At 66.7% G+C, this 21,518-nt stretch carries 15 protein-coding genes; 9 read left to right on the forward strand and 6 right to left on the reverse strand.

Features of this window, described 5'->3' with window-relative positions; translation table 11 throughout:
* Positions 1 to 204: 204 nt before the first annotated feature.
* The 4 genes from OCI36_RS03690 to OCI36_RS03705 all read left to right on the forward strand — a co-directional run bounded on the left by OCI36_RS03690 (position 205) and on the right by OCI36_RS03705 (position 6,521).
* The gene (locus OCI36_RS03690; RefSeq protein ID WP_409996721.1) at positions 205 to 2,532 is read left to right on the forward strand and encodes a transglycosylase domain-containing protein; all 2,328 of its coding nucleotides are present in this window, start codon (positions 205 to 207) and stop codon (positions 2,530 to 2,532) included.
* Entirely contained in the window at positions 2,529 to 3,206 is a 678-nt protein-coding gene (gene coaE / locus OCI36_RS03695; protein WP_261663727.1) for a dephospho-CoA kinase, read from the forward strand. The genes OCI36_RS03690 and coaE overlap by 4 nt, the downstream gene beginning before the upstream one ends.
* A 211-nt stretch (positions 3,207 to 3,417) precedes the next feature.
* Positions 3,418 to 5,568: a glutamine synthetase III gene (locus OCI36_RS03700; RefSeq protein WP_261663728.1), complete on the forward strand. Its 2,151-nt coding sequence runs from the start codon at positions 3,418 to 3,420 to the stop codon at positions 5,566 to 5,568.
* A 137-nt stretch (positions 5,569 to 5,705) separates the two neighbouring features.
* Positions 5,706 to 6,521, forward strand: coding sequence for an AAC(3) family N-acetyltransferase (locus tag OCI36_RS03705; RefSeq protein WP_261663729.1), 816 nt, complete (start codon positions 5,706 to 5,708; stop codon positions 6,519 to 6,521).
* 106 nt (positions 6,522 to 6,627) lie between these two features.
* Here OCI36_RS03705 and OCI36_RS03710 read toward each other — a convergent pair whose 3' ends face one another.
* From OCI36_RS03710 to OCI36_RS03720, 3 genes are all read right to left on the reverse strand, one after another.
* Complete coding sequence (locus OCI36_RS03710; protein ID WP_261663730.1) at positions 6,628 to 7,992, reverse strand: FAD-dependent oxidoreductase; 1,365 nt, start codon at positions 7,990 to 7,992, stop codon at positions 6,628 to 6,630.
* Positions 7,993 to 8,123: 131 nt separating this feature from the next.
* Positions 8,124 to 8,855 carry an SDR family oxidoreductase gene (locus OCI36_RS03715; protein ID WP_261663731.1) on the reverse strand — a complete coding sequence of 244 codons (732 nt, stop codon included), beginning with the start codon at positions 8,853 to 8,855 and terminating at the stop codon, positions 8,124 to 8,126.
* Positions 8,856 to 8,981: 126 nt separating this feature from the next.
* Positions 8,982 to 9,440, reverse strand: a complete 459-nt coding sequence (locus OCI36_RS03720; protein WP_261663732.1) for a hypothetical protein — start codon at positions 9,438 to 9,440, stop codon at positions 8,982 to 8,984.
* 112 nt (positions 9,441 to 9,552) lie between these two features.
* On the opposite strand from OCI36_RS03720, the gene OCI36_RS03725 reads away from it, so the two are divergent.
* The 3 genes from OCI36_RS03725 to OCI36_RS03735 are packed head-to-tail and all read left to right on the forward strand — an operon-like array spanning position 9,553 to position 11,935.
* Positions 9,553 to 10,203, forward strand: a complete 651-nt coding sequence (locus tag OCI36_RS03725) for a MazG nucleotide pyrophosphohydrolase domain-containing protein (protein WP_261663733.1) — start codon at positions 9,553 to 9,555, stop codon at positions 10,201 to 10,203.
* Complete coding sequence (locus OCI36_RS03730) at positions 10,187 to 10,795, forward strand: NUDIX hydrolase (RefSeq protein WP_261663734.1); 609 nt, start codon at positions 10,187 to 10,189, stop codon at positions 10,793 to 10,795. Before OCI36_RS03725 ends, OCI36_RS03730 begins: the two co-directional genes overlap by 17 nt.
* A 48-nt stretch (positions 10,796 to 10,843) precedes the next feature.
* Positions 10,844 to 11,935, forward strand: a complete 1,092-nt coding sequence (locus tag OCI36_RS03735) for an aminopeptidase (protein ID WP_261663735.1) — start codon at positions 10,844 to 10,846, stop codon at positions 11,933 to 11,935.
* Positions 11,936 to 11,989: 54 nt separating this feature from the next.
* On the opposite strand, the gene OCI36_RS03740 is transcribed toward OCI36_RS03735, so the two are convergent.
* The 3 genes from OCI36_RS03740 to OCI36_RS03750 form a co-directional block, all read right to left on the reverse strand.
* Positions 11,990 to 15,760 carry a DEAD/DEAH box helicase gene (locus tag OCI36_RS03740; protein ID WP_261663736.1) on the reverse strand — a complete coding sequence of 1,257 codons (3,771 nt, stop codon included), beginning with the start codon at positions 15,758 to 15,760 and terminating at the stop codon, positions 11,990 to 11,992.
* A complete protein-coding gene (locus tag OCI36_RS03745) occupies positions 15,757 to 17,352 on the reverse strand; it encodes a peptide chain release factor 3 (protein ID WP_261663737.1) in 1,596 nt (531 codons plus the stop codon). The genes OCI36_RS03740 and OCI36_RS03745 overlap by 4 nt, the downstream gene beginning before the upstream one ends.
* 364 nt (positions 17,353 to 17,716) lie before the next feature.
* Complete coding sequence (locus tag OCI36_RS03750) at positions 17,717 to 18,097, reverse strand: ACT domain-containing protein (protein ID WP_261663738.1); 381 nt, start codon at positions 18,095 to 18,097, stop codon at positions 17,717 to 17,719.
* Positions 18,098 to 18,166: 69 nt separating this feature from the next.
* Here OCI36_RS03750 and OCI36_RS03755 point away from each other — a divergent pair, with 69 nt between their 5' ends.
* Positions 18,167 to 18,907, forward strand: a complete 741-nt coding sequence (locus tag OCI36_RS03755) for an SDR family oxidoreductase (RefSeq protein ID WP_261663739.1) — start codon at positions 18,167 to 18,169, stop codon at positions 18,905 to 18,907.
* Positions 18,908 to 18,963: 56 nt separating this feature from the next.
* Positions 18,964 to 21,486, forward strand: a complete 2,523-nt coding sequence (glgP, locus tag OCI36_RS03760; protein ID WP_261663740.1) for an alpha-glucan family phosphorylase — start codon at positions 18,964 to 18,966, stop codon at positions 21,484 to 21,486.
* Positions 21,487 to 21,518 lie beyond the last annotated feature (32 nt).

The raw sequence follows: 21,518 nt of genomic DNA on the forward strand, positions 1-21,518 counted from the left end.
ACCCGGGCAGCCCGGGCCCGCGAGCCGGAGAGGAGCCGCCGCAGGGCGCTCCTTGCTCCGGCTCTTTTTTTGGAAGTTGTTTTTTGGGAGGCGTTTTGTATTGCTGCCCCACTGCGGGAGCGGCCCTCTAACCTGCCCTGACCCCGGGGACGGTAGACTGCGGGCAAATCGCTGCACAGCGAGACAAGGGAGAGACACTTGAGACTGTTGGGCAAATTTCTGAAATTCTTCTTTTCGTTGGTGCTGGCCCTGGTGCTGGCCGGGGCTGGCCTGGCCGGCGCCTTCGCCATGAAATGGGCAGGAGAACTGCCCGACTATCATCAACTGGACAACCTCACGCTGGGCGCCGAGACGCGGGTGTTCGCCCGTGACGGCACGGCGCTGGGCACCCTGGTGCCGCGCATCGGTGAGCAGAAAGTCAGCCGCACGCTGGTGCGCCTCAATGAAATCAGCCCTTTCATGACGGCCGCTGTAATTTCCAACGAAGACCGGCACTTCTTCGAGCACTACGGCCTTGACCCGGTCGGCATCGGCCGGCAGGTGCAGCGCATTGCCCAGGGCAAGGACGTGCAGGGCGGCAGTACCCTCACCAACCAGCTGATCAAGAACACCCTGCTGTGGGACGAGTTCGGTGGCCGCGCCACGCCGGACCGCAAAGTCAAGGAATGGATGCTCAGTGTGCAGGTCGAGCGCTCCTTTACCAAAGAGGAAATCCTCCAGAACTACCTCAACGCGATTTACTGGGGCGACGGCGGCCCGGTGGAACTGTACGGCATCTACTCGGCGGCGCAGTCGTACCTGGGCAAGACACCGCGTGAACTGTCGCTGGCCGAAAGTTCCTACCTGACGGCGCTGATTCCTAATCCTTACCAGCGTTACCAGAACTTCGAGCAGACCTACGGCTTTATGAAGCTTCTGCTGGACCGCATGCAGGAAGACGGCTGGATTACTCCGGAGCAGCATCAGCAGGCGCTGGCCGAGAAACTACAGCCCAAAGGCTGGAAAGTGCAGTACAGCAAACCGGGCGTGATCGCCAGCGCCAAGCTGGTGAACCCCAAGGCCAAGGAACTGCGCGACGTCACCACCAACCGGGCACCGCACTTCAATCAGCAGGTGGAGCAGGAACTTATTCAGTTGCTGGGCCGCGACAAGGTGTATGGTTCCGGCGGCCTGCGGGTGTACACCACGCTGGATATGAAGGTGCAGAACGCCGTAGAAATTGCCAGCCGCGAGGCCCGGCGACTGCCCTACGGCGCAACGATGGGCGCCGTCATCCTGAACCCCTACAACGGTGAGGTGCTGGGCATGATCGGCCAGAAAATCCGCGAGGGCGAGCCTCTACCCGACTGGAACAACGCCGCACAGGGCCAGCGTCAGATCGGTTCCACCATCAAACCGCTGCTCTATACCCTGGGCCTGAGCACCGGCCTGCGCCAGGACCACCGCGAGGAAGATCGCCCGGTCAGCTTCCCGTGTGACACCTGTAAAGGTGGTGTATACAGCCCGCAGAACTTTGAAGGGGCCACCACCTTCCGCAACATGACCATCCGCGAGGCGCTCGACCGCTCGCTGAACCTGGTCACCGTGCGTCTGGCCGACCGGATCGGGCTGGAAAAATTCTTCGGCAAGCTGGGCGAACTGGGCATTCCGCCCAGCGACGGCACCGGTCTGGCTGCTGCGCTGGGGGCCATCGAAACCACCCCGGTAAATATGGCTGCGGCTTACGCGCCTTTCGTGAACGGCGGGCTGTACTACAAGCCTCGCTATATCACCCGCGTGACCACTGCCCGCGACGAGGTGCTGTACGACGCCTCCACCGAGAACATCAAGCCGGTGCGGGTATGGTCGCCACAGGTAGCTTACCTGGGGCTGGACATGATTCACGGCGTGGTCAACGACCTTCCGCAGGAGCGCGGCGGTCTGGCCAGCGGGGCCAAGTTCGGTGACTGGTCGGTGGCTGGCAAGACCGGGACCAGTAACGGTCCCAAGGACCTATGGTTCGTGGGCACCACCCCGCTGTATACCGGTGCGGTGTGGGTCGGTAAGCAAGAAGGCGGCAACATGCCCATCAACTCCTACTCGGGCGTGATCAATACCCCGATCTGGAAGCGGATGATGGAAGTGGCGCACGCTGGCAAGACCAAGACCCAGTACCATCAGCCGCCGGGCATTCTGTTTGCCCCGCATCCGGACCAGCAGTGGCTGCCGGGCGTCAAGTTCGCTTACATCGACCCCAGCTACCAGGACGCGGCCACCGACACCGAGGGCCAGACCCTGCCGGCCCAGGGTGCGCGCTACAGAGAAACGGAATGGAACCCCAGCGACGCCAGTTCCACCGAGCTGGTGGGCCTTGACCGCCGCACCGGCCGTCTGGCGACCGAATTCACTCCGCCGGAGCAGGTCATCATGCGCCGTATCAAGACGGCTGACCTGCCTTCTTACTCGCCGGACCTTTCGGGCGGCCAGGGGCAGGGAAGTGGGGACGCTTCTTCCTCCAGCAGCCAGACGACGTCCGGAGCGGCGGGGCAGTGAGCCAGGAGCGGCCGGCCGCTGACGTTGCGGCTGGGGAGGCAGGGGCACCACGGGCGCTGCCCCGCCGCCTGGGGCTGACCGGCAGCATCGGCGCGGGCAAAAGCACCGTGGCCGCGCTGCTGCGGGAAGCTGGCCTGACCGTGATTGATGCCGACGCCCTGGCCCGCAGCGTCACTGACGACCCTGAGGTGCTGGCTGAACTGGCTGCCCTCTGGCCGGAAGTGGTCAGCGGGCAGGGAGCGGCGGCGCAGCTGGACCGGGCCGCCCTGGCTGCCCGGGTCTTCGCCGATCCCGCGCAGCTGGCGCAGCTTGAAGCCCTGACCCACCCCCGGATTCGCACCGCCACCCTGCAGGCGCTGCGGGCCGCTGCCGAACGGGGCGAAAGCTGGGTGGTGCAGGATATTCCGCTGCTGTTTGAAAAAAGCCTGGACCAGGAGATGGACGCCGTGTGGGTGGTGGACGCTCCGCTGGAACTGCGGCTGACGCGGCTGGCGCAGCGCAGCGGGCTGAACCGCGAACAGGCGTTGGCCCGCGAAGCGGCGCAGTGGCCACCCGAGCAAAAACGTGCCCGGGCCGATACCGTGGTTGAAAATGCCAGGAGTTTGCCGGACCTACGGGAGCAGGTCAGGCAGGCGCTGACTGCCCTGCTGGACACTGCCGGCCGACAGCCTTAAGGGCTATATGGGGCAAAAGGTCTTTTAGTCTAGCAGCCTGGGCTCCAAAATACCGTGCGCCCACCTGCTTCACGTTTTTTTATGCACCCCTATACTGTGGCCTTGAATTGCGCCAGCCCCATTTCACGGCAGGCGTTTTCAAAAGTTATGTGGGTCAAGCTGCCTTCCTCGTGACCGGAAGACCGGCTTTCCAGATGAAGAGGTGTCATCCATGGATAAAGATTTCAACGTCATTTCCGCTTCCCGCCAGACCAACATGCGTGACTTGCCCTCGCCCCGGCAGCTGATTGACGAGGTCTACGCCAGTGACGTGCTGACGCTGGACGATCTGCGCAGCCGCCTGAGCCGGCCGGTGTTCAAGAGCCTGCAGGCGACTTTCGAGCGCGGCGCCGACCTCGACGCGGGCATTGCCGATACGGTCGCTCTGGCGATGAAGAACTGGGCCATGGAGCGCGGCGCCACCCACTACACCCACTGGTTCCAGCCGATGACCGGCTCGACCGCCGAGAAGCACGACTCCTTTCTCAGCCCAGTGGGCGACGGCAAAGTCATCTCCGCATTCGGCGGCAGCGAACTGATTCAGGCCGAACCCGACGCCTCGTCCTTTCCTTCGGGCGGCCTGCGCGCCACCTTCGAGGCCCGTGGCTACACGGTGTGGGACCCCACCAGCCCCGCATTTATCAGGCGGCACGATGCCGGCGCAACCCTGTGTATTCCGGCCATTTTTGTGTCCTGGAACGGCGAAGCGCTGGACCAGAAGACCCCGCTGCTGCGCTCTAGCGAAGCGCTGAACCGCGCGGTGGTTCCGGCTCTGGAACTGTTCGGCGCCTCGGCCGGCACCCGGGTGGGTTCGACCCTGGGAGCCGAGCAGGAATATTTCCTGATTGCCGAGGAATTCTATTACCAGCGCCCCGACCTGATGATGGCGGGCCGGACCCTCTTCGGCGCCAAGCCGCCCCGCGGCCAGGAGCTGGAAGACCACTACTTCGGGCATATTCCTGACCGCGTGCTGAACTTCATGAGCGATGTCGAGACGCAACTTTATGCACTGGGCATCCCGGTCAAGACCCGCCACAAGGAAGTGGCTCCCGGACAATTCGAGCTGGCCCCGATCTTCGAGGATTCCAATGTGGCCGCCGACCACCAGCAGCTGACCATGCAGGTGGTGCAGGGCACTGCCCGCCGCCACCGCCTGGTGGCCCTACTGCATGAAAAGCCGTTTGCCGGTATGAATGGTTCGGGCAAGCACTGCAACTGGAGCATGTCCACCAACGCCGGCGAGAACCTGTTCGAGCTGGGCGAAACTCCGCACGAGAACCTGCAGTTTCTGTTCTTCTGCGCGGCCATGATCAAGGCGGTCGACGAGCATCAGGACCTGCTGCGAATCAGCGTGGCGAGCGCCAGCAACGACCACCGCCTGGGCGCCCAAGAAGCGCCGCCCGCCATCATCTCCATGTTCTTCGGCAGTGAAATGACCGAAATCTTCAAACGCATCGAGAGCGGCGAGGGCGGCCGCGGCGAGAAGAAGGGCCTGCTGGGCATGGGCAGCGCTGTGTTGCCCGACATTCCCCGCCATGCCGGCGACCGCAACCGCACCAGCCCGTTTGCCTTTACCGGCAACAAGTTCGAGTTCCGTGCGCCCGGTTCCTCGCAGAGCATCTCGATGCCTATTACTGTAATGAACCTGATCGTGGCCGATGCGGTAGAGCAGCTGACGGCGCAGCTCCGGGAGCGGCTGGACTCGGGTGAGGACCTCGACAAAGCCGTGGGCGAGATCGTGCGTGAAACCTACTCGCAGCACAAGCGCATCCTGTTCGACGGAGACGGCTACAACGAAGCCTGGCACCACGAGGCCGAGTTCGAGCGTGGCCTGCTGAACCTGCGCACCAGCTTGGACGCTTTCCCGTACCTGACCAGCCAGGAAAACGTCGACCTGTTCTCGCGCCACCGGGTGCTGAACCAGCGCGAGCTGGAAGCCCGGCAGGAAATCATGTTCGACATCTACTTCAAGACGGTGAACATCGAAGGCGAGCTGACCGAGACCATCGCCCAGACGGTGCTGCTGCCCGACACCCTCAGCTATCTGCGCGACCTGTACGCTTCGGGCGAAAGTCAGGCGGTCAAGTCGCTGATCAGTGAAGTGGAACAACTGACCGACGCTCTGTACAGTGCCCTGCAGGAACTGCGCCAGCACAACGACGACCTGGGCGGGGAAGAAGCCCACGACAAGGCCCACCACGTGCGCGACAGCGTGCTGCCGGCCATGCTCAAGGTGCGCCGGGTGGCCGATCAGCTGGAGCATCTGGTCAGCGACAAGCGCTGGACGCTGCCCACCTACCGCCAGATGTTGTTCGTGAAGTAAGTCTTTCTCTGGGGTGTGGCCTGTGGCTCTCCTGGCTCCTTGCCGCCGGGAGGAGCCGCAGGCCCTCTCTCTTTGGCGGCCCAGCGCCTTTTCGCGCTGCTGCCGGCGCTATAGGATAGGAACCTGTGTTTACCCTGATGAACAAACCCGTGGTCACGCCTGCCGAGCTGGACGCTGGCCTGGCCGAACTGGGACTGGACGGCACCCAGCATGTGCTGGCCCACGCATCGCTACGCTCCTTTGGGCGGCTGGACGGCGGCTCGCGCACCCTGGTCGATACCCTGCTGGGGCGCACGGCCACGCTGGCCGCGCCGGCTTTCACTTACGGCACCATGCTGTACCGTCCCAGTGACCCGGTGCACGCCCGCTTCAGCCGCGACCGGCGGGTCAGCCATGAGCTGGGCCGGCTGCCGCAGGAGATGGTGGAGCGCGGGGACGCCGCGCGGTCGTTTCATCCCACCCTCAGCTTTGTGGCAATAGGGCAGGAAGCTGAGTATGTGGCCCGCAGCCAGACGCTGGCTCAGCCTTACGGGCCGGTGGGGGCGCTTTACGAGCTGGACGGCTACTCGCTGATGATCGGCACCGAGTGGGACAGCAGCACCGCCGTTCACTACGCCGAGTATCTGGCGGGCGTGCCTTACCTGACCCGCTGGGCCGAGCTGGACGGCCGGATCGCCGAGATGGCTTTTCCCAATTGCTCGGCGGATTTCGGGAATCTGGCGCCTTATGTGCAGGATCTGGGCCGCCGGGTGCAGGTGGGCCGCTCCACCTTACAGCTTTATCCGCTGCGGCCGCTGGTGGACCGGGCGGTAGAGTTGCTGCAGCGTGACCCCAAGGCGCTGCTGTGCCGCTCGCGCTCGTGCCGCTGCCAGCAGGTGGGCCGCCTGATTGACCAGCAAGGCCTTCAGCCCCGGCCCCATCAGGCCGAGATCGGCCCCAGCCGGCTGGCCTGAAGAGGGCCTCTGGGCACGGCCAGCAAAAAGAAACAGGGCCACAGCGAGGAAACTTTCGCTGTGGCCCTGACTCCTCCAGTTTTCTTGGAGAAGAAAGAGGTGCGCCTTAGCCGCGGCGGTGGGTCAGCATCTCTTCGAGCTGCACCACCTTATGGCGGGGGCGGCCTGCTTCGGCGCCGAGGCTGGTTTCATAGCGGTCCAGTTCCTGCCAGTCCTCGTAGGTGTACACCGGGTGCTGGGCCAGCAGATCGGCCAGGGCTTCACGGCTGCCGGTGCGGGGCGTGAGGACGCCGCTGCTGACGTCCTGCAGCAGCAGAGCGACCGTATCGGCCGCGCACTTGCGGTTGGTGCCGATCACGCCGCTGGGGCCGCGCTTGATCCAGCCGGCGGTGTATTCCTGCTGGCCGCCCGTGACCCGGCCGCCCTGGTTGGCGATGGTGCCGGACTTCTCGTCGAACGGCACGCCCGGCAGCGGCACGCCCCGGTAACCTACCGAGCGCAGCACCAGCTGCACCGGCAGCTCCTCGAACTCGCCGGTGCCCTCGGCGCTGCCGCTTTCGGTCAGGCGGTTTTTCTGGATACGCAGCGCGCGCACCCGGCCCTGCTCGTCACCCAGGATTTCAGCCGGGGACACCAGGAAACGGAAATGCACTGTGCGCGGCACGTCCCGCTGCTCCAGCGTCTGGAAGCCGCGCAGCACTTCCAGGTTCTTTTTCACCACGTTATCGCCGATGGCGGCTTCTTCGGCCTCACTCACCTGAATTTCTTCCGGGTGCAGGTCCACGCCGGCCGCTTCCAGCTCTCCGAACTCGCGCAGTTCCTTGGTGGTGAATTTGGCCTGCAGGGGGCCGCGGCGGCCCAGAATATACACGTCCTTCACACCGCTGCGCTCCAGCACATTCAGCGCGTGCCCGGCGATGTCGGAGCTGTGCAGCTCGGCGGCGGTCTTGGCCAGGATGCGGCTCACGTCCAGCGCTACGTTACCCACGCCCACCACGGCCACGCCGCTCACCCGGCTGAGGTCCAGGTCACGGGTGGCGGCGTCGGGGTGGCCGTTGTACCAGGCCACGAACTCGGTGGCGCTGAGAGAACCTTCCAGCTCCTCGCCGGGAATACCCAGATGGCGGTCACTGCTGGCCCCCACCGCGTAGATCACGGCGTCGTAATGGGCCAGCATCTGCTCGCGGGTCAGGTCACGGCCAAATTCTACGTTGCCCAAAAAGCGTACCCGGTCGTCGTTGAGGGTCTTCTCGAAAGCTTTGGTCACGCTCTTGATGGTGAGGTGGTCTGGCGCCACGCCGTAGCGTACCAGGCCGTAAGGGGTGGGCAGGCGGTCATAGATGTCCACCTCCACCGGCACGTCGGCCTGCTTGATCAGGCTTTCGGCCGAGTAGATGCCGCTGGGGCCGGAGCCGATCACGGCCACCCGCAGCGGGCGTTCGGGGGTAAAGGCAGCAGAATCTTGACTCATACGCTCCAGTTTAGCGGCTGGGCCGGGACAGCGGCCGTGACCCCGGACCGGGTTCAGCATCAGCAGAGCACAAAAAAGGGCAGAAGGAATCCGAGACGGACCCTTCTGCCCCAGCCTTACGGGTTAGGCATTTACTTCTTGGGCGGGCGGCTGGGGCGCACTTCCACCCGGCTGGGCAACGTGCGGCGCGGCATTTCCAGCAGGTCCACCGTCAGCTGGGCGATGTCTTCCGGCTGAATCTTCCAGGCGTCGGCCTCGCTGGGGGTGTGGTCATTGAAGTAGGTCGCCACGCTGCCGGGCATGAACTGCGTCACCTTGATGTCGTCCTCGCGCAGGTCCAGCATCAGCACTTCGCTCAGGCCGTTCATGCCGAACTTGCTGGCATTGTAGGCGGCGCCACCGGCAAAGGGGTTCTTGCCGGCCAGGCTGGAGAGCAAGAAGATGTAGCCGCCGCCCTGCTTGGCGCTCCGGGTCAGCGCGGGCAACGCCGCCTTGACCGTGTAGAACGCCCCGCTGAGGTTGGTGTTTACCACCGTGTCCCAGTCCTCCACGCTCATGTCCTTGACGTTGGCGAACTTACCCACGCCGGCATTCACGAACAGTACGTCCAGCCCGCCAAAAATGCCCGTATGAACATCTACCGCTTCTTGCAGCGCCTGCGGGTTGCGCACGTCGCACACCACACCGCGCACCTGGCTGCCAATCTGGGCGGCGGCCCCGGTGACTTCCTGCTCGTTGCGGCTGGTGATGGTCACGCTGTAGCCCGCTTTTGCCAGCGCCTGCGCTACCGCGTAGCCGATGCCCTTACTGCCGCCCGTTACGAACGCGCTCTTGCCTTCTCCAACTTTTTTCTGATCCGTCATGCCTCCGACCCTAACGCGTCGGGGCCGCCGGCAACGTGGGAAATTGCCGAATTCCGGTTTAGACCCATAAAAAAAGCCCCCATGGAGGGGACTGGGGACGAGACACTTGAGTGACTCCCGGCAGGCTCAGGGCAGCTGCTTGGCCAGCTGATCGAAGATGTAGTTGGCGGCGTCGGCGCGGTGGTTGTAGACCTCCAGCACGCCGAAGTTCTGCGCCACATTCACGCTGCGGCCACTGGGCAGCTTCAGGTTCATGGCGGCCGAGAACTTGGCCCAGGGCAGCAGGGCGCCGGGGGCATTCAGCACCGGGGTGACCTGGATGGCGCCGGGAGTGTTCGCATTGGTGGTGATGGTGGCGCCGGGGTAGCGGCGCTTGAGGGCGCCGGCCGAATCGTTGGCGAGGGCCTTGACGACCGTCTGGTAGTCGCCGGCGCTGACCAGGCTGCGGTTGCCGTTGACCTGGGGGTTCAGAATCACGTAGGTGGCGGTGGCGGGGTTGATGTTGCCCCAGCTGCTCCCCTGAGCATGTGCGGCGGGCAGAACGGTCAGTGTGGCCAGGGCCACGGCGGACAGGGTCTTCTTCATGACCCCGAGTGTCGCACGCGCAACCTGACGGGGTATGAAAACCCGCTGAATCTGGTGATTGGCCGTCACAGCCGGGGCGGCGGTAGCAGTGGCTGGGGCGTAGCATAAGAAAATGCAAGAGTTGCTGACCACCCTGCGCCGGCTGCGTGCCCCGGGCGGCTGCCCCTGGGACCGCGAACAGACCCACGAGTCGCTGCGCCCCTACCTGCTGGAAGAAGCGGCCGAGGCGGTAGACGCCGTAGCCGAAGGCCCCGCCGAGCTGTGCAGTGAGCTGGGGGACGTGCTGCTGCAGGTGGCTTTTCACTCGGTGATTGCCGAGGAGCACGGCACTTTCTCCTACGCCGAGATCGAGCGCGGCATCGTGGAAAAGATGGTGCGGCGCCATCCGCATGTGTTCGGTGCCCACGCGCCACTGGCCCAGGCCAGCGAGGTGCGTGGCGTGTGGGAGCAAGTTAAGCGTGAGGAACGCGGCGGCCGCGAGAAGACGCTGGCCGAGCAGCTGCCCTCGGCGTTGGGGGCCCTGGAACGCGAGCGGCAGGTTCAGCATAAGACTGGCGCTGTCCCCGGCGGCCGTGCGGCGCTGTTGCAGGCGGTCACGCAGGCCCCTGAGACTGCCGAGGGCGTAGCCGAGGTGCTGGCTGCAGCGGTGGCCTGGGCACGGGCAGCCGGGGTGAACCCCGAGCTGGCGCTGCGCGACCACACGGCCCGCGCCTTACGGGCGGCAGAGGAGAGAAGCGGGAACACCGATGAAGCCACAGCTTGAGCCGGCGCTGGACCCCCTGGAAGAATCACTCCTGTATGACCCGGCGGCCGACCCCTGGGCCGCCTGGGTGGCCCGGCGCTCGCGGCATCAGCTGGACCTGCCCGATTTCCGGCGGGCGGCGGTGCTGGCGGCGCTGTCGCTGGAGCCGGTGCCGCGGCTGCTGCTGACGGTGCGCTCGGCCGACCTGCCCACCCATCAGGGGCAGGTGGCGTTCGCGGGCGGGTCGCTGGAAGCGGGCGAGACGCCGGTGCAGGCGGCGCTGCGGGAAGCCTGGGAGGAAGTGGGTTTGCCACCGCAGAACGTGACGTTGCTGGGCGAGCTGGACGACGTGTTTACGCCAATCGGCTTTCACGTGACGCCGGTGCTGGCGCGCTTCCAGTTTCCAGAGCAGCTGCGGCTCAACCCCGGTGAGGTGGACCGGCTGCTGCTCTGCTCGCTGGACGAACTGCGCCAGACGGCGGCGCCGCCCACACTGCGAACCCTGCCGGACGGCCGCGAGTACCCCATGTACGAGTATTTTCCGCGGGGGGTGCGGGTCTGGGGCATGACCGCCCGGATTGTGCATGACCTGCTGGAAGCGGGGGTGGGGTAGGGCGGCCCCTGGGGAGGGGGCCGGCCGGAATGGTCTAGGCTGGGCAGTATGCCAACATTTCTTCCCTACGACCCCGCCAAGCATGCCGAACTGCTGGTGGACTACTGCCTGTACGCCCAGCTGGGCGAACGCCTGCAACTTGCCAGCTCGACCCTGGCGCTGCCGCTGATGCAGGAGCTGTACCGCACGGTGCTGCGCCGCGGCGCCCGGCCGGTGATGCAGCTGGAATATCCCGGTCAGCTGGACGATTTCGCGGCGCTGGCTGCCGATGATGTCTTGGACCAGGTTCACCAGGGCGAGCTGCTCAGCATGGAGCAGATGGACGGCACCCTGCGCGTCAAGGCGCCCGAGGCCCCGCTGGCCGGCGACCCGAAGCGTCACGCCCGGCTGGTGGCCAGCGGCGCTCAGCTGGCCGCCGTGCGCTCGCAGAAAAAGTGGAGCCTGACCCTCTACCCGACCGAATTTGCCGCTGAGCAGGCCAATATGCCGCTGCCCGAGTTCGAGGACTTCGTGATGCGGGCGATGTTTCTTGACCGCGCCGACCCGGTGGCCGCTTGGGGCGAGATCCGCGAGATGCAGGCCGGCCTGATCGAGCGGCTGCGCCGCGCCGATCAGTTCCGCATTCAGAATGCCGGCACCGACCTGACCTTCTCGGTGCGGGGCCGTACCTGGTCCAACTCGGACGGGCGGCGCAACATGCCCAGCGGTGAGGTGTTCACCGGCCCCATCGAGGACACCGCCAACGGTTACGTGACCTTCAGCGTGCCCACCATTTACGGCGGTCAGTGGGTGCGTGGCGCCCGGCTGGAATTCCGGGACGGTCTGGTGGTGGACGCCCGCGCCGACGAAGGCGAGGACGTGCTGCTGGCCGCGCTGGACACCGACCCCGGCGCCCGCCGCCTCGGCGAAATCGGTATCGGGTCCAACTTCGGAATTCAGCGCCCGACCGGCAACATCCTCTTCGACGAGAAGATGGGCGGCACCGTCCACCTGGCGCTGGGCCGCTCCTATCCGGAGACCGGCGGCCTCAACGAAAGCGGCATTCACTGGGACCTGATCACCGACCTGCGTCCGGCGGCCGGTGGCGGCACCGTCAGCCTGGACGGTGAAGTCTGGCAGCGCGACGGCCAGTTCGTCTGAGATGAGCCGTAGGGGGAGGGGGCAGCTGCCCCCCTTCCTCCCGGCTTCAGCTGTTCAGGATCCGACCGGCTCGGGCTCTGGGGCTTCTTCCTCTTCTTCTTTGACTGCTGCTGCGCTGCTCTTCTCTGCCTTTCCGGCCGCCTGTTTGGCCCGCCGGGCCGCGGGTTTGCGGGCTGGGCGGGGGGCCCTGGGCGCTGCTTCCTCAGCTGCCGGCAAGGGGAGGGGGCCGGTGGCTGCTTCGCTGCTGCCCTTTTCCTCGCCGGCGGCCAGCGGGGCCAGCAGGGCGTCCAGGTCGGCCTGGGTCAGCTGCGCGGCGCTGGTCAGGCCACCGTCCAGCACGCCCTGGGCCAGCGCGGCCTTGCGGCTCTGCAGTTCCAGAATCCGTTCCTCCACGCTGCCGGCGGCAATCAGCTTGTATACGAACACCGGCTGGTCCTGCCCGATGCGGTAGGCGCGGTCGGTGGCCTGCGCTTCGGCGGCGGGGTTCCACCAGGGGTCCAGGTGAATCACCGTGTCGGCCGCCGTCAGGTTGAGGCCCACGCCCCCGGCCTTGAGGCTGATCAGAAACACCTCGGCCTCGCCGCTCTGAAAACGTTCGATGGCCTCGGCACGCCGGCGGGTCTGCCCGGTCAGCTTGCTGTAGGAGATACCCAGCTCCTTGAGGTCGGTTTCCAGCAACCCCAGCAAAGAGGCGAACTGGCTGAACACCAGCACCCGGTGGCCTTCTTGCACCATCTGCGGCAGCTGGGCCAGCAGCCATTCGCGCTTGGCGTTGTGCTGCACCTGCGCGGCCATGCTCAGCCGCACCAGCCGGGGGTCGGTAGCGGCCTGCCGCAGCTTCAGCAGCGCGTCCAGAATGGTCACGCTGGAGCGGGCCAGGCCGCGGGCTTCCAGCTCCTGGCGCACCCGGCCTTCCAGATTGACCCGCACCGTCTCGTACAGGTCGCGCTGGTCGCCTTCCAGGTCCAGCCGCACCACCACCTCGGTCTTGTCGGGCAGCTCACGGGCCACCTGCCGCTTGTCGCGCCGCAGCACGAAAGGCCGGGTGCGGGCCGCCAGGGCGCGCTGCCGGGCCAGATCGCCGGCTTTTTCGATAGGCGTGCGGTACAGCTCACCAAATTGCCGCTCGCTGCCCAGCAGTCCCGGCATCAGAAAGTGAAACAGCGACCACAGCTCGCCCAGGTGATTTTCCAGCGGGGTGCCGGTCAGCGCTAGCCGGTACCGGGCCTGCAAAGCCCGTGCGGCCCTGGCAGCGGCGCTGCGCGGGTTTTTGATGTTCTGTGCCTCGTCCAGAATTACCAGATGAAACGGCTGCTCCCGCAGGGCCTCGATGTCGCGCGGCAGCAGGGCGTAGCTGGTCAGCACCAGGTCGTAGTCCTCCAGCCGCCCAAAGTACTGCTGGCGGCCGGGGCCGTGCAGGGTCAGCACCCGCAGGCCCGGCGTGAAACGCTCGGCCTCGGCGCGCCAGTTGCCCAGCACCGAGGTGGGCGCCACCACCAGGCTGGGGCGGCCTTCGGCCCGGCCGGCGCGCTTCTCGGTAAGCAGGTGGGCCAGGGTCTGGACCGTCTTGCCCAGCCCCATGTCGTCGGCCAGCACGCCGCCCAGGTCGTACTCGCGCAGGAATTGCAGCCAGCCCAGGCCCTGGCGCTGGTAGGGCCGCAGCCGGGCCTGAAGGCCGCGCGGCGCCCGCACCGGGGGAATGCCACCAAAGTCTTGCAGGCGCCGGCCCAGTTCCAGCAGGTCCTGGCGGCCCAGCCAGCGCAGGCCCAGTGCCCGGTCCAGCTCGGCCAGGCGGCCGGCGTCCAGCACCGACAGCCGCAGCGAGGAACTGCTCTGGCGGCCCTGCAGGTGCAGTTCCACCAGCACGCTGAGAATGTCGCGCACCCGCCCGGCAGGGAGGGCCAGGGTGCGGCCGTCCGGCAGCGCGGTGAGCAGTGGGCGGTCATCCGGGAGGGCCGCCAGAGTGGCCGAATCCAGCAATTCCGGCTGACGTTCCAGCAGCCCGGTCAGCAGCGGCAGCAGGCTGTGGCGCTGCCCGCCCACCGTGACCCCCAGTTCCAGGTCGAACCAGCCGCCTTGGCGGCTTTCCTCGGCGGCCCCGTACCATTCCTCGATTTCTGCAAAGTGGTAGGGAAAGGAGGGGGCCAGGTCCACCCGGAAGCCGGCCTCTTCCAGCCGCGGGCGCACGTCCTGCAGGAAGTGGTACCAGTCGGCCGGGTCGGTCACGCTGTACAGCTGTTCCAGCGTGGGGTGCTGCGGCTGTGTAGCGGCCGGAAACAGCTCGCTCAGCGGGTGCAGGCCGCTGCCAGCCAGCTGCCGCTCTGCTTGGGCTTCGGCGTCTGGGTCGCGGCGGTAAAGGGTCTGGGCAGCGCCCTCCGCGTCTCCGTCCAGGCGCTGCCCGGCGTACTCGTGGTGCAGCTCGGCCACGGCCACCGGCTGGGTCTGGCGGTGACGGCCCCGGCCGGCCCGCACCTCGGTTTCATGCAAGGTCAGCACCGGCTGGTGCGGGGCCACTTCCGCGTGTTCCTGCATGGCCTGCGGGAGCGGCACCTCGCCGGCCCGCTCACCCAGCAGCTCCTGAAACTGCTGGGCCAAGAGGACACGGGTGGCGGCCGCCTGCTCGGGGGCCAGCGGCGAAAGGTCCAGCATCGCCTGCTCCACGGCGGGCGGCAGCAGGCCCAGCACCTCGCCCAGCTGCCCGTTTTCCCGGTCCAGATACCAGCGGCTGTGCAGCCCGAAGATCTGGCGTTCGTCCAGCCCGGCCGGCGCGCGCAGCTCGAACTGCTGCGCGCCGCCGCGGCGCTGTTTCCAGGCGTAGCGCAGGGGCCGGGCTGGGCCGGGGGCCAGCGGTTGAGCGTCGCCCCCGGCGTGCAGCCGGCCAGTGGCCAGCAATGAGGCCAGCAGGTGGTCGGTCAGCAGTTCGCGGCGCAGCAGCTGCACCGGCTGGTCGTTCAGCAGGGCCGGGTCGCCGTATTCGCTCAGGCCGCGCAGCAGTTCGCGGTCGCTGTCGGCACCGGGCGGCAGGGTGTCCAGCCAGCCACGGCGCCACTCCAGGCTGCCGGCAGGCGGCAGTTCCAGTGAATGCTCGGGCAGCAGCACGCCGGCGCGGGTGTAGCGGGCCTGCTCCACGCCCACACTCACCAGGTCGGGGCCACCTTCGGGGTTGGGAATCAGGTTCAGGCGGTAGCGCAGCGCCTGCCCGCGCCGGGGCGCCTCCGGGCGGCGCAGCCCCTGAAGCAAAGGCCCGTATTGCTCGGCGGTGGCCCGTGCCCGCGAGACCCGGCCCCGGCGTTTGCCGGAGGGGGCGGGTGCCAGAGCGCCTGCCTCGGCAGCCGGAGTTCCAGCGTCCTGCGTGCCAGCCGCGTTCTTACGGCGCTTTTTGCGGTGTTTGCCGCTGCCACCGGCAGGACTGTCGGCGGCCACTTCTGCCGGCTGGGCCTGGGCATTGCCGGGCTGGTTGTTGCGGGTCTGCCCGGCCGCGTCAGAGGGTTTGGCCTCAGCCGCTTGCTCCGGCCCGGTTGCCTGCTCCTGTTCGCCGCTGAGCAGCGCCTGCTGTGCCCGTTCCAGCTGCACACTGCCGAGCACCCGCGCCAGGTGGGCGCAGTGGACCTCACCGCACGAGCAGCGGCTCTCGGTGAGGTGTCCGTCACTGTCCAGCACGAAGCGCTGCGCGAACCAGCGTTTGCCGGCCCGCACCCGGGCGTTGCCCTTGACGCCCTGCTGCGGCATCCGGCGCAGTTTCAGGCCCTTGACGGCCCCTTCGGGCAGGGCCTGCGCCCCGGCCAGGGCCGCCGCCGAAAATTCCCTGAGGTCTACCCCTGTCATTCGACGCGCGTCAGGTCCTTGGGCAGCGGCAGGAACTCGATTTCCGGGTGCTGCTCGGCGGTGTAGTCCAGGTCGTATTTGCTTCTGAACAGCATCACCGGCCGGCCCTGATCGTCTTCCATCGTGCGGGCAAAGCGGGCCACGCTGCCTTCCTCGCCGGCAATCCAGCGCACCAGCGAATAACTCGTCACGCTCATCTCTACCTCCACCTTGTATTCCTCTTCCAGCCGCGCCTGGAACACCTCAAACTGCAGCGGGCCTACCGCACCCAAGAACGGCTCACGCGCCCCGTCAGTGGGGTAGAACACCTGCACCACGCCTTCTTCGGCCAGCTGGGTCAGGCCCTTCATGAATGCCTTGCGCTTGCCCACATCCTTGAGGTACACGCTGGCAAAGGTTTCGGGCGTAAAGCGTGGGAAGCTGGGCAATGCCACTTTGCCGCTCACGCTCACCACGTCGCCAATCTGGAACACGCCGGGGTTGACCAGACCCACGATGTCGCCGGGGTAGGCTTCTTCCACCTTTTCGCGGTCCTGGGCAAACAGCGTGTGCGCCTGCGAGAGCCGCAGCTTGCGCCCGGTGCGGCCGTGAATCACGTCCATCCCACGGTCGAACTCGCCCGACATCACCCGCATATAGGCGGTGCGGTCACGGTGCGCGCGGCTCATGTTGGCCTGCAGCTTGAAGATGAATCCGGCAAACTCCTCGGTGGGTGCCCGCAGGCCCTGGTCAGTTTCCACCGGCCCCGGCGCGGGGGCCAGCTGCACGAAGTTGCTCAGGAAGTGCTCCACCCCGAAGTTGTTCATGGCGCTGCCAAAGAACACCGGGGTCATTTCGCCGGCCAGGAAAGCGTCCAGGCTGAATTCCGGCAGGGCGCCTTCGATCAGTTCCACCGCCTCGGCCAGCGCGGCGGCCAGGTCAGCGCCGACCAGTTCGGCCAGCTTGGGGTCGTCCAGGCCGGCCGTCTGCACCGGAGCGCGGTGCTTGCCGCCGGAGGTGCGCTCGAAAGCCAGCACCCGCTTGGTCTGCAGGTCATATACGCCCTTGAAGTCGGGGCCGTCGCCGATCGGCCAGGTCAGCGGCACCGCCACGATGCCCAGCGATTCTTCCACCTGATTCAGCAGCTCGAAGGGGTCCAGCGCCGGGCGGTCCATCTTGTTCACAAAAGTCAGGATGGGAATACCCCGGTTGCGGCACACCGCGAACAGCTTCTCGGTCTGGGCTTGCACGCCACGGGCGGCGTCCAGCACCATCAGGGCCGAGTCGGCGGCGGTCAGGGTGCGGTAGGTGTCCTCGGAAAAGTCCTGGTGTCCCGGGGTATCCAGCAGGTTGATATGCCGGCCACCATACTCGAAGGTCAGCGCACTGCTGGAAATGGAAATCCCGCGCTGCTGCTCGATGCTCATCCAGTCGGACTGGGTGTGGCTGCGGCCCTGCTTGGCGGTCACGCTGCCGGCTTCCTGAATGGCGCCCCCGTACAGCAGCAGTTTCTCGGTGATGGTGGTCTTGCCGGCGTCGGGGTGAGAAATGATAGCGAAGGTGCGGCGGCGGTCAATTTCGCCCTGAAGTTGGGCGGCTTGGGTCTGGGTCATGGGTGTACTCCTGGCGTCACGGCTCCGCCTCGCCCCCTGCGGGGCAGGGAACACGGGGAGCGGAGAAAGAGGCTCCGGCGGGCTGGCGACTCTGAGTGGGTAACTCTGGACTGGTGATTCTGGGAAAAGCAGGCCCAGTTTCCGCGTCTCCGGCGTGCGGAGGCGGGAAAGGGACCAGGGCAAGAAAAGGACTCCAGGCCAGAGACTCAGGGTGGACCGGAGCGCAGCCAGCGCGGAGCAGCAGACATCGCCCCCAATCATAGCAAGGGCCGGGCCGCCGTGTCCGCTCTGCCTCTCGCGGCTCTGCTCCTGCACCGGCTTGGCCCTGTTTCCCGGCCTGGCCTTCTTTCAGCCCTTTCTTTCGCTAGCGCTGCACCTGATGGCCGGCGGCCTCCAGCGCGGTGATGGCCGCTGCCAGCTGCTGCCCGGCCACCAGCACATAGTCGGTATCGAAAGTGCTGACCGCAAAAATACCGATGCCGGCGTCCCGCAGCGGTTCCAGCACGCTGGCAAGAATGCCAGTCAGTTCGAAGGCAAAAGGGCCTTCCAGCTTCAGTGCCGCCCAGCCGGCCTGCGCACGCACACCGGCGGGCACCTGCTCGGCCGCGCACAGCACCGAAAGTTCCTCGGCGGTGCGGCTGACGGTCCAGAACGCTCCCTGGGTGGCCCAGGTGGGCAGCGGCGCAGCGGGGTCCAAGCGGCAGACGGCATAGTCGCCGCCCAGCAGGGTCAGAGTCAGGGCCATGCCTCACTCTAGGCGGCGGCTGGGCCTAGGGCCGCGCCTGGACCGAAAACAGCAGGGTAGGCTGAAGGCATGACTTCTACCGCTCCTCTACCTGTTTCTGAGCCTGTTGCCGCCCGTCCCGTCACTCTGATTACCGGCGCCACCGGCGGCATCGGCCGGGCCACCGCACATGCTCTGGCCCCGGACCACGACCTGATTCTGCAGGGCCGCAACCGCGCCGCGCTGGAAGCCCTGCAGCGCGAGGTAGAAGCGGCGCAGCCGGGCGTGCAGGTGCAACTGCTGGAGCTGGACCTGCTGCACCCAGCCACCTTTGCTGACGCGGTGGCCGATCTGCGCCCCCACCATCTGGTCCACAACGCCGGCGTGGCCGAGCTGGGCGCGGTCGCGGGGCAGCCGCACGACCGCTGGAGCTGGACCCTGGCCGTGAACGTGGTCGCCCCCGCCGAGCTGACCCGGCTGCTGCTGCCCTCGGTGCGGGCGGCGCACGGCACGGTGGTCTTTATCAACTCGGGCGCGGGCCTGCGGGCCAATCCCGGCTGGGCCAGCTACGCTGCCAGCAAGCACGCCCTCAAGGCCCTGGCCGACGCCCTACGGCAGGAAGAAGCCGCCAGCGGGGTGCGGGTCGCCAGCCTTTACCCAGGCCGTACCGCCTCCCCAATGCAGCAGGCCATCCGCGAGCAGGAGGGCGCCGAGTACGACCCGGCCGCATTCATCCAGCCTGCCACGGTGGCCGACGTGGTGCGCTACGTGCTGGCGGCCCCGCGTGACGTGTCGCTGGACGACGTGGCGGTGCGCCCTGGCCCCCACTAAGCCCATAGATCAGCAAAAAGGCCCGCCCAGCCCCGGCCTCCGCTAAGCTGTGGGGCGTGAATATTCTCGGCAAAATCACGGTGCTGCCCAAGCTCCCAGCCGCTATCGGGCGGCTGTCGGAACTGGCCTACAACCTCTACTGGAGCTGGCAGCCACGGGCCTGTGCCCTCTACCGTGACCTGGACCCAGGCATCTGGGAAACCTACGGTCACAACCCGGTCCGCAGCCTGCTGGAAGTCAGCAATGAGGACATGGAGCGCGCCGCCGCCGACCCCGAGTTCGTGCGCCGCTACGAGGCGGTGATGGCCGACTTCGACGCCTACATGTCCCGGACCGACACCTGGGCCAGCCGCCACGCGCAGGACCTGAAGCCGGTGGCCTATTTCAGCATGGAATACGCGCTGCACGAATCGCTGCCCATCTATTCGGGCGGGCTGGGTGTGCTGGCCGGCGACCACTGCAAGAGCGCTTCCGATCTGGGTCTGCCGTTTACGGCGGTGGGCCTGCTGTTCCACGACGGCTACTTCCGCCAGACCCTGGGCCGCGACGGCTGGCAGGAGGAAAAGTACGACCACCTGGACGTCACCACCCTGCCGGTGCGCCCCATCCACACTCCCGAGCGCGAGGACTTACGCATCTCGCTGGACATCGGCGGGCGCCGGGTCGAGGCGCGAGTCTGGCAACTGGTCGTGGGCCGGATCCGGATGTTGCTGCTGGACACTGACGTGCCCGAAAACCACCCCGACGACCGACTGCTCACCTCGCGCCTGTACGGCGGCGACCAGGAAATGCGGCTCAAGCAATACATGCTGCTGGGCATCGGCGGGGTCAGGGCGCTGCGTGCGGCCGGTGTAACTGCCGAGGTCTGGCACATGAACGAGGGCCACGCCGGGCTGCTGAACCTGGAACGGATCCGCGAGCAGGTGGAGCAGGGTATGGATTTCCGCACTGCCCACGAGCTGACGGCCGGCGGCACCCTCTTTACCACCCACACCCCGGTGCCGGCCGGGAACGATACTTTCTCCTGGGACCTGATCGACCGTTACCTGGGCGACTGGCCGGCGCGGCTGCACACCTCGCGCGAGCAGCTTTATGGCCTGGCCCGCAACGAGGCGATGGAACCAAACGGCCCGGCTTTCAACATGACCGTGTTCGGTCTGCGGATGAGCCGCATGGCCAACGGTGTCTCCAAGCTGCACGGGCGGGTCAGCCGCGAGATGTGGAAGGGCCTCTATCCCGACCTCTACCCCGAAGAAGTGCCGATCGGCCACGTGACCAACGGAGCGCACAATTTCAGCTTCACCAGCCAGCGCATGCGCGACCTCTTGAGCAGCGTGATGCCGCAGGACTGGGCCGAGCGCCTGCACGAGCCGGAGCTGTGGCAGAATGTAGAGAAGCTCTCGGACGCGCAGCTGGCCGAGGTGCAGCGCGAGATGAAGGCCGAGATGATCACCTTTGTGCGCGACCACCAGCGTGAAATGCTGCTGCGCAACGGGGCCGGGGCCGCCGAGCTGGCCTACACCGAGACCCTGCTCAGCCCCGACGTGCTGACCATCGGCTTTGCCCGGCGCTTTGCCACTTATAAGCGGGCCACCCTGCTGCTGCGCGACCGCGAACGCCTCAGCCGCATCGTGAACCACCCTGAGCACCCGGTGCAGTTTGTGTTCGCCGGCAAGGCCCACCCGGCCGACAACCCCGGCAAGGCGCTGATTCAGGAAATTTACCGCCTCTCGCAGCAGCCCGAGTTCCGCGGCAAGATCGTGATTCTGGAAAATTACGACATGCACGTGGCCCGCCGGCTGGTACAGGGGGTGGATGTCTGGATGAACAACCCTCGCCGGCCGATGGAAGCGTCCGGCACCAGCGGCATGAAGGCGTCGTTTAACGGCAGCCCCAATTTCAGCGTGCTGGACGGCTGGTGGGTGGAAGGCCACCGCGAGGACAATGCCAACGGCTGGCCTATTGGCGAGGAGCGCGAGTACGCTGATCAGGCCGTGCAGGACGACGCCGACGCCTTCAGCCTGTACTCGACTCTGGAACAGACTATCGTGCCGCTTTACTACAGCCGTAACGTGCGCGGCGACGCCGAGGGCTGGGGCCGGGTGGTACGCAGCGCCATCGAGTCGGTCAGTGCGCAGTTTTCCATGCAGCGCCAGGTGATTGATTATGTGCAGGGCTATTATCTGCCGCTCAGCCAGCGCCATGACCTGCTGGTGCCGGAAGGTGCTCGCCGCGCCCGCGAAATTGCCGAATGGAAGACCTGGATTGAGAACCAGTGGCCCCAGGTCGCCATCAGCGCTGCTCATACCCTGCCGGCCACCGCCGAGCCGGGCGCACAGGTGGTGATTACGGCGCAGGTAAACCCGGCCCGCATTGCCCCGGACGAACTGCGCGCCGAAGTGGTGCTGCGCCGCGGCCACCGGGTAGAGCGGATGCCGATGCAGCGGCAGGAAGGGGGCCAGTACTCTGCCACCGTCTCGCTGAACCGCAGCGGCATGTACGAGGTGGGCGTGCGGCTCTATCCGGCTTTGCCTGGCCTGAGCAACGATTTCGAGCTGGGCCTGATCAAGTGGGCTTGAGCGGCAACTGACCTGAGCAGGGGGCCGGGCAG

The sequence above is a fragment of the Deinococcus sp. Marseille-Q6407 genome (assembly GCF_946848805.1).
Classification (GTDB): Bacteria; Deinococcota; Deinococci; order Deinococcales; family Deinococcaceae; genus Deinococcus.

Coding starts and splice junctions, on each gene's coding strand:
- OCI36_RS03750 (WP_261663738.1), bottom strand. CDS start 18,097: ATGGCCCTGACTCTGACCCTGCTGGGCGGCGACTATGCCGTCTGCCGC.
- OCI36_RS03755 (WP_261663739.1), top strand. CDS start 18,167: ATGACTTCTACCGCTCCTCTACCTGTTTCTGAGCCTGTTGCCGCCCGT.
- OCI36_RS03715 (WP_261663731.1), bottom strand. CDS start 8,855: ATGACGGATCAGAAAAAAGTTGGAGAAGGCAAGAGCGCGTTCGTAACG.
- OCI36_RS03710 (WP_261663730.1), bottom strand. CDS start 7,992: ATGAGTCAAGATTCTGCTGCCTTTACCCCCGAACGCCCGCTGCGGGTG.
- OCI36_RS03730 (WP_261663734.1), top strand. CDS start 10,187: ATGAAGCCACAGCTTGAGCCGGCGCTGGACCCCCTGGAAGAATCACTC.
- OCI36_RS03700 (WP_261663728.1), top strand. CDS start 3,418: ATGGATAAAGATTTCAACGTCATTTCCGCTTCCCGCCAGACCAACATG.
- OCI36_RS03725 (WP_261663733.1), top strand. CDS start 9,553: ATGCAAGAGTTGCTGACCACCCTGCGCCGGCTGCGTGCCCCGGGCGGC.
- OCI36_RS03735 (WP_261663735.1), top strand. CDS start 10,844: ATGCCAACATTTCTTCCCTACGACCCCGCCAAGCATGCCGAACTGCTG.
- OCI36_RS03745 (WP_261663737.1), bottom strand. CDS start 17,352: ATGACCCAGACCCAAGCCGCCCAACTTCAGGGCGAAATTGACCGCCGC.
- OCI36_RS03720 (WP_261663732.1), bottom strand. CDS start 9,440: ATGAAGAAGACCCTGTCCGCCGTGGCCCTGGCCACACTGACCGTTCTG.
- OCI36_RS03740 (WP_261663736.1), bottom strand. CDS start 15,760: ATGACAGGGGTAGACCTCAGGGAATTTTCGGCGGCGGCCCTGGCCGGG.
- OCI36_RS03705 (WP_261663729.1), top strand. CDS start 5,706: ATGAACAAACCCGTGGTCACGCCTGCCGAGCTGGACGCTGGCCTGGCC.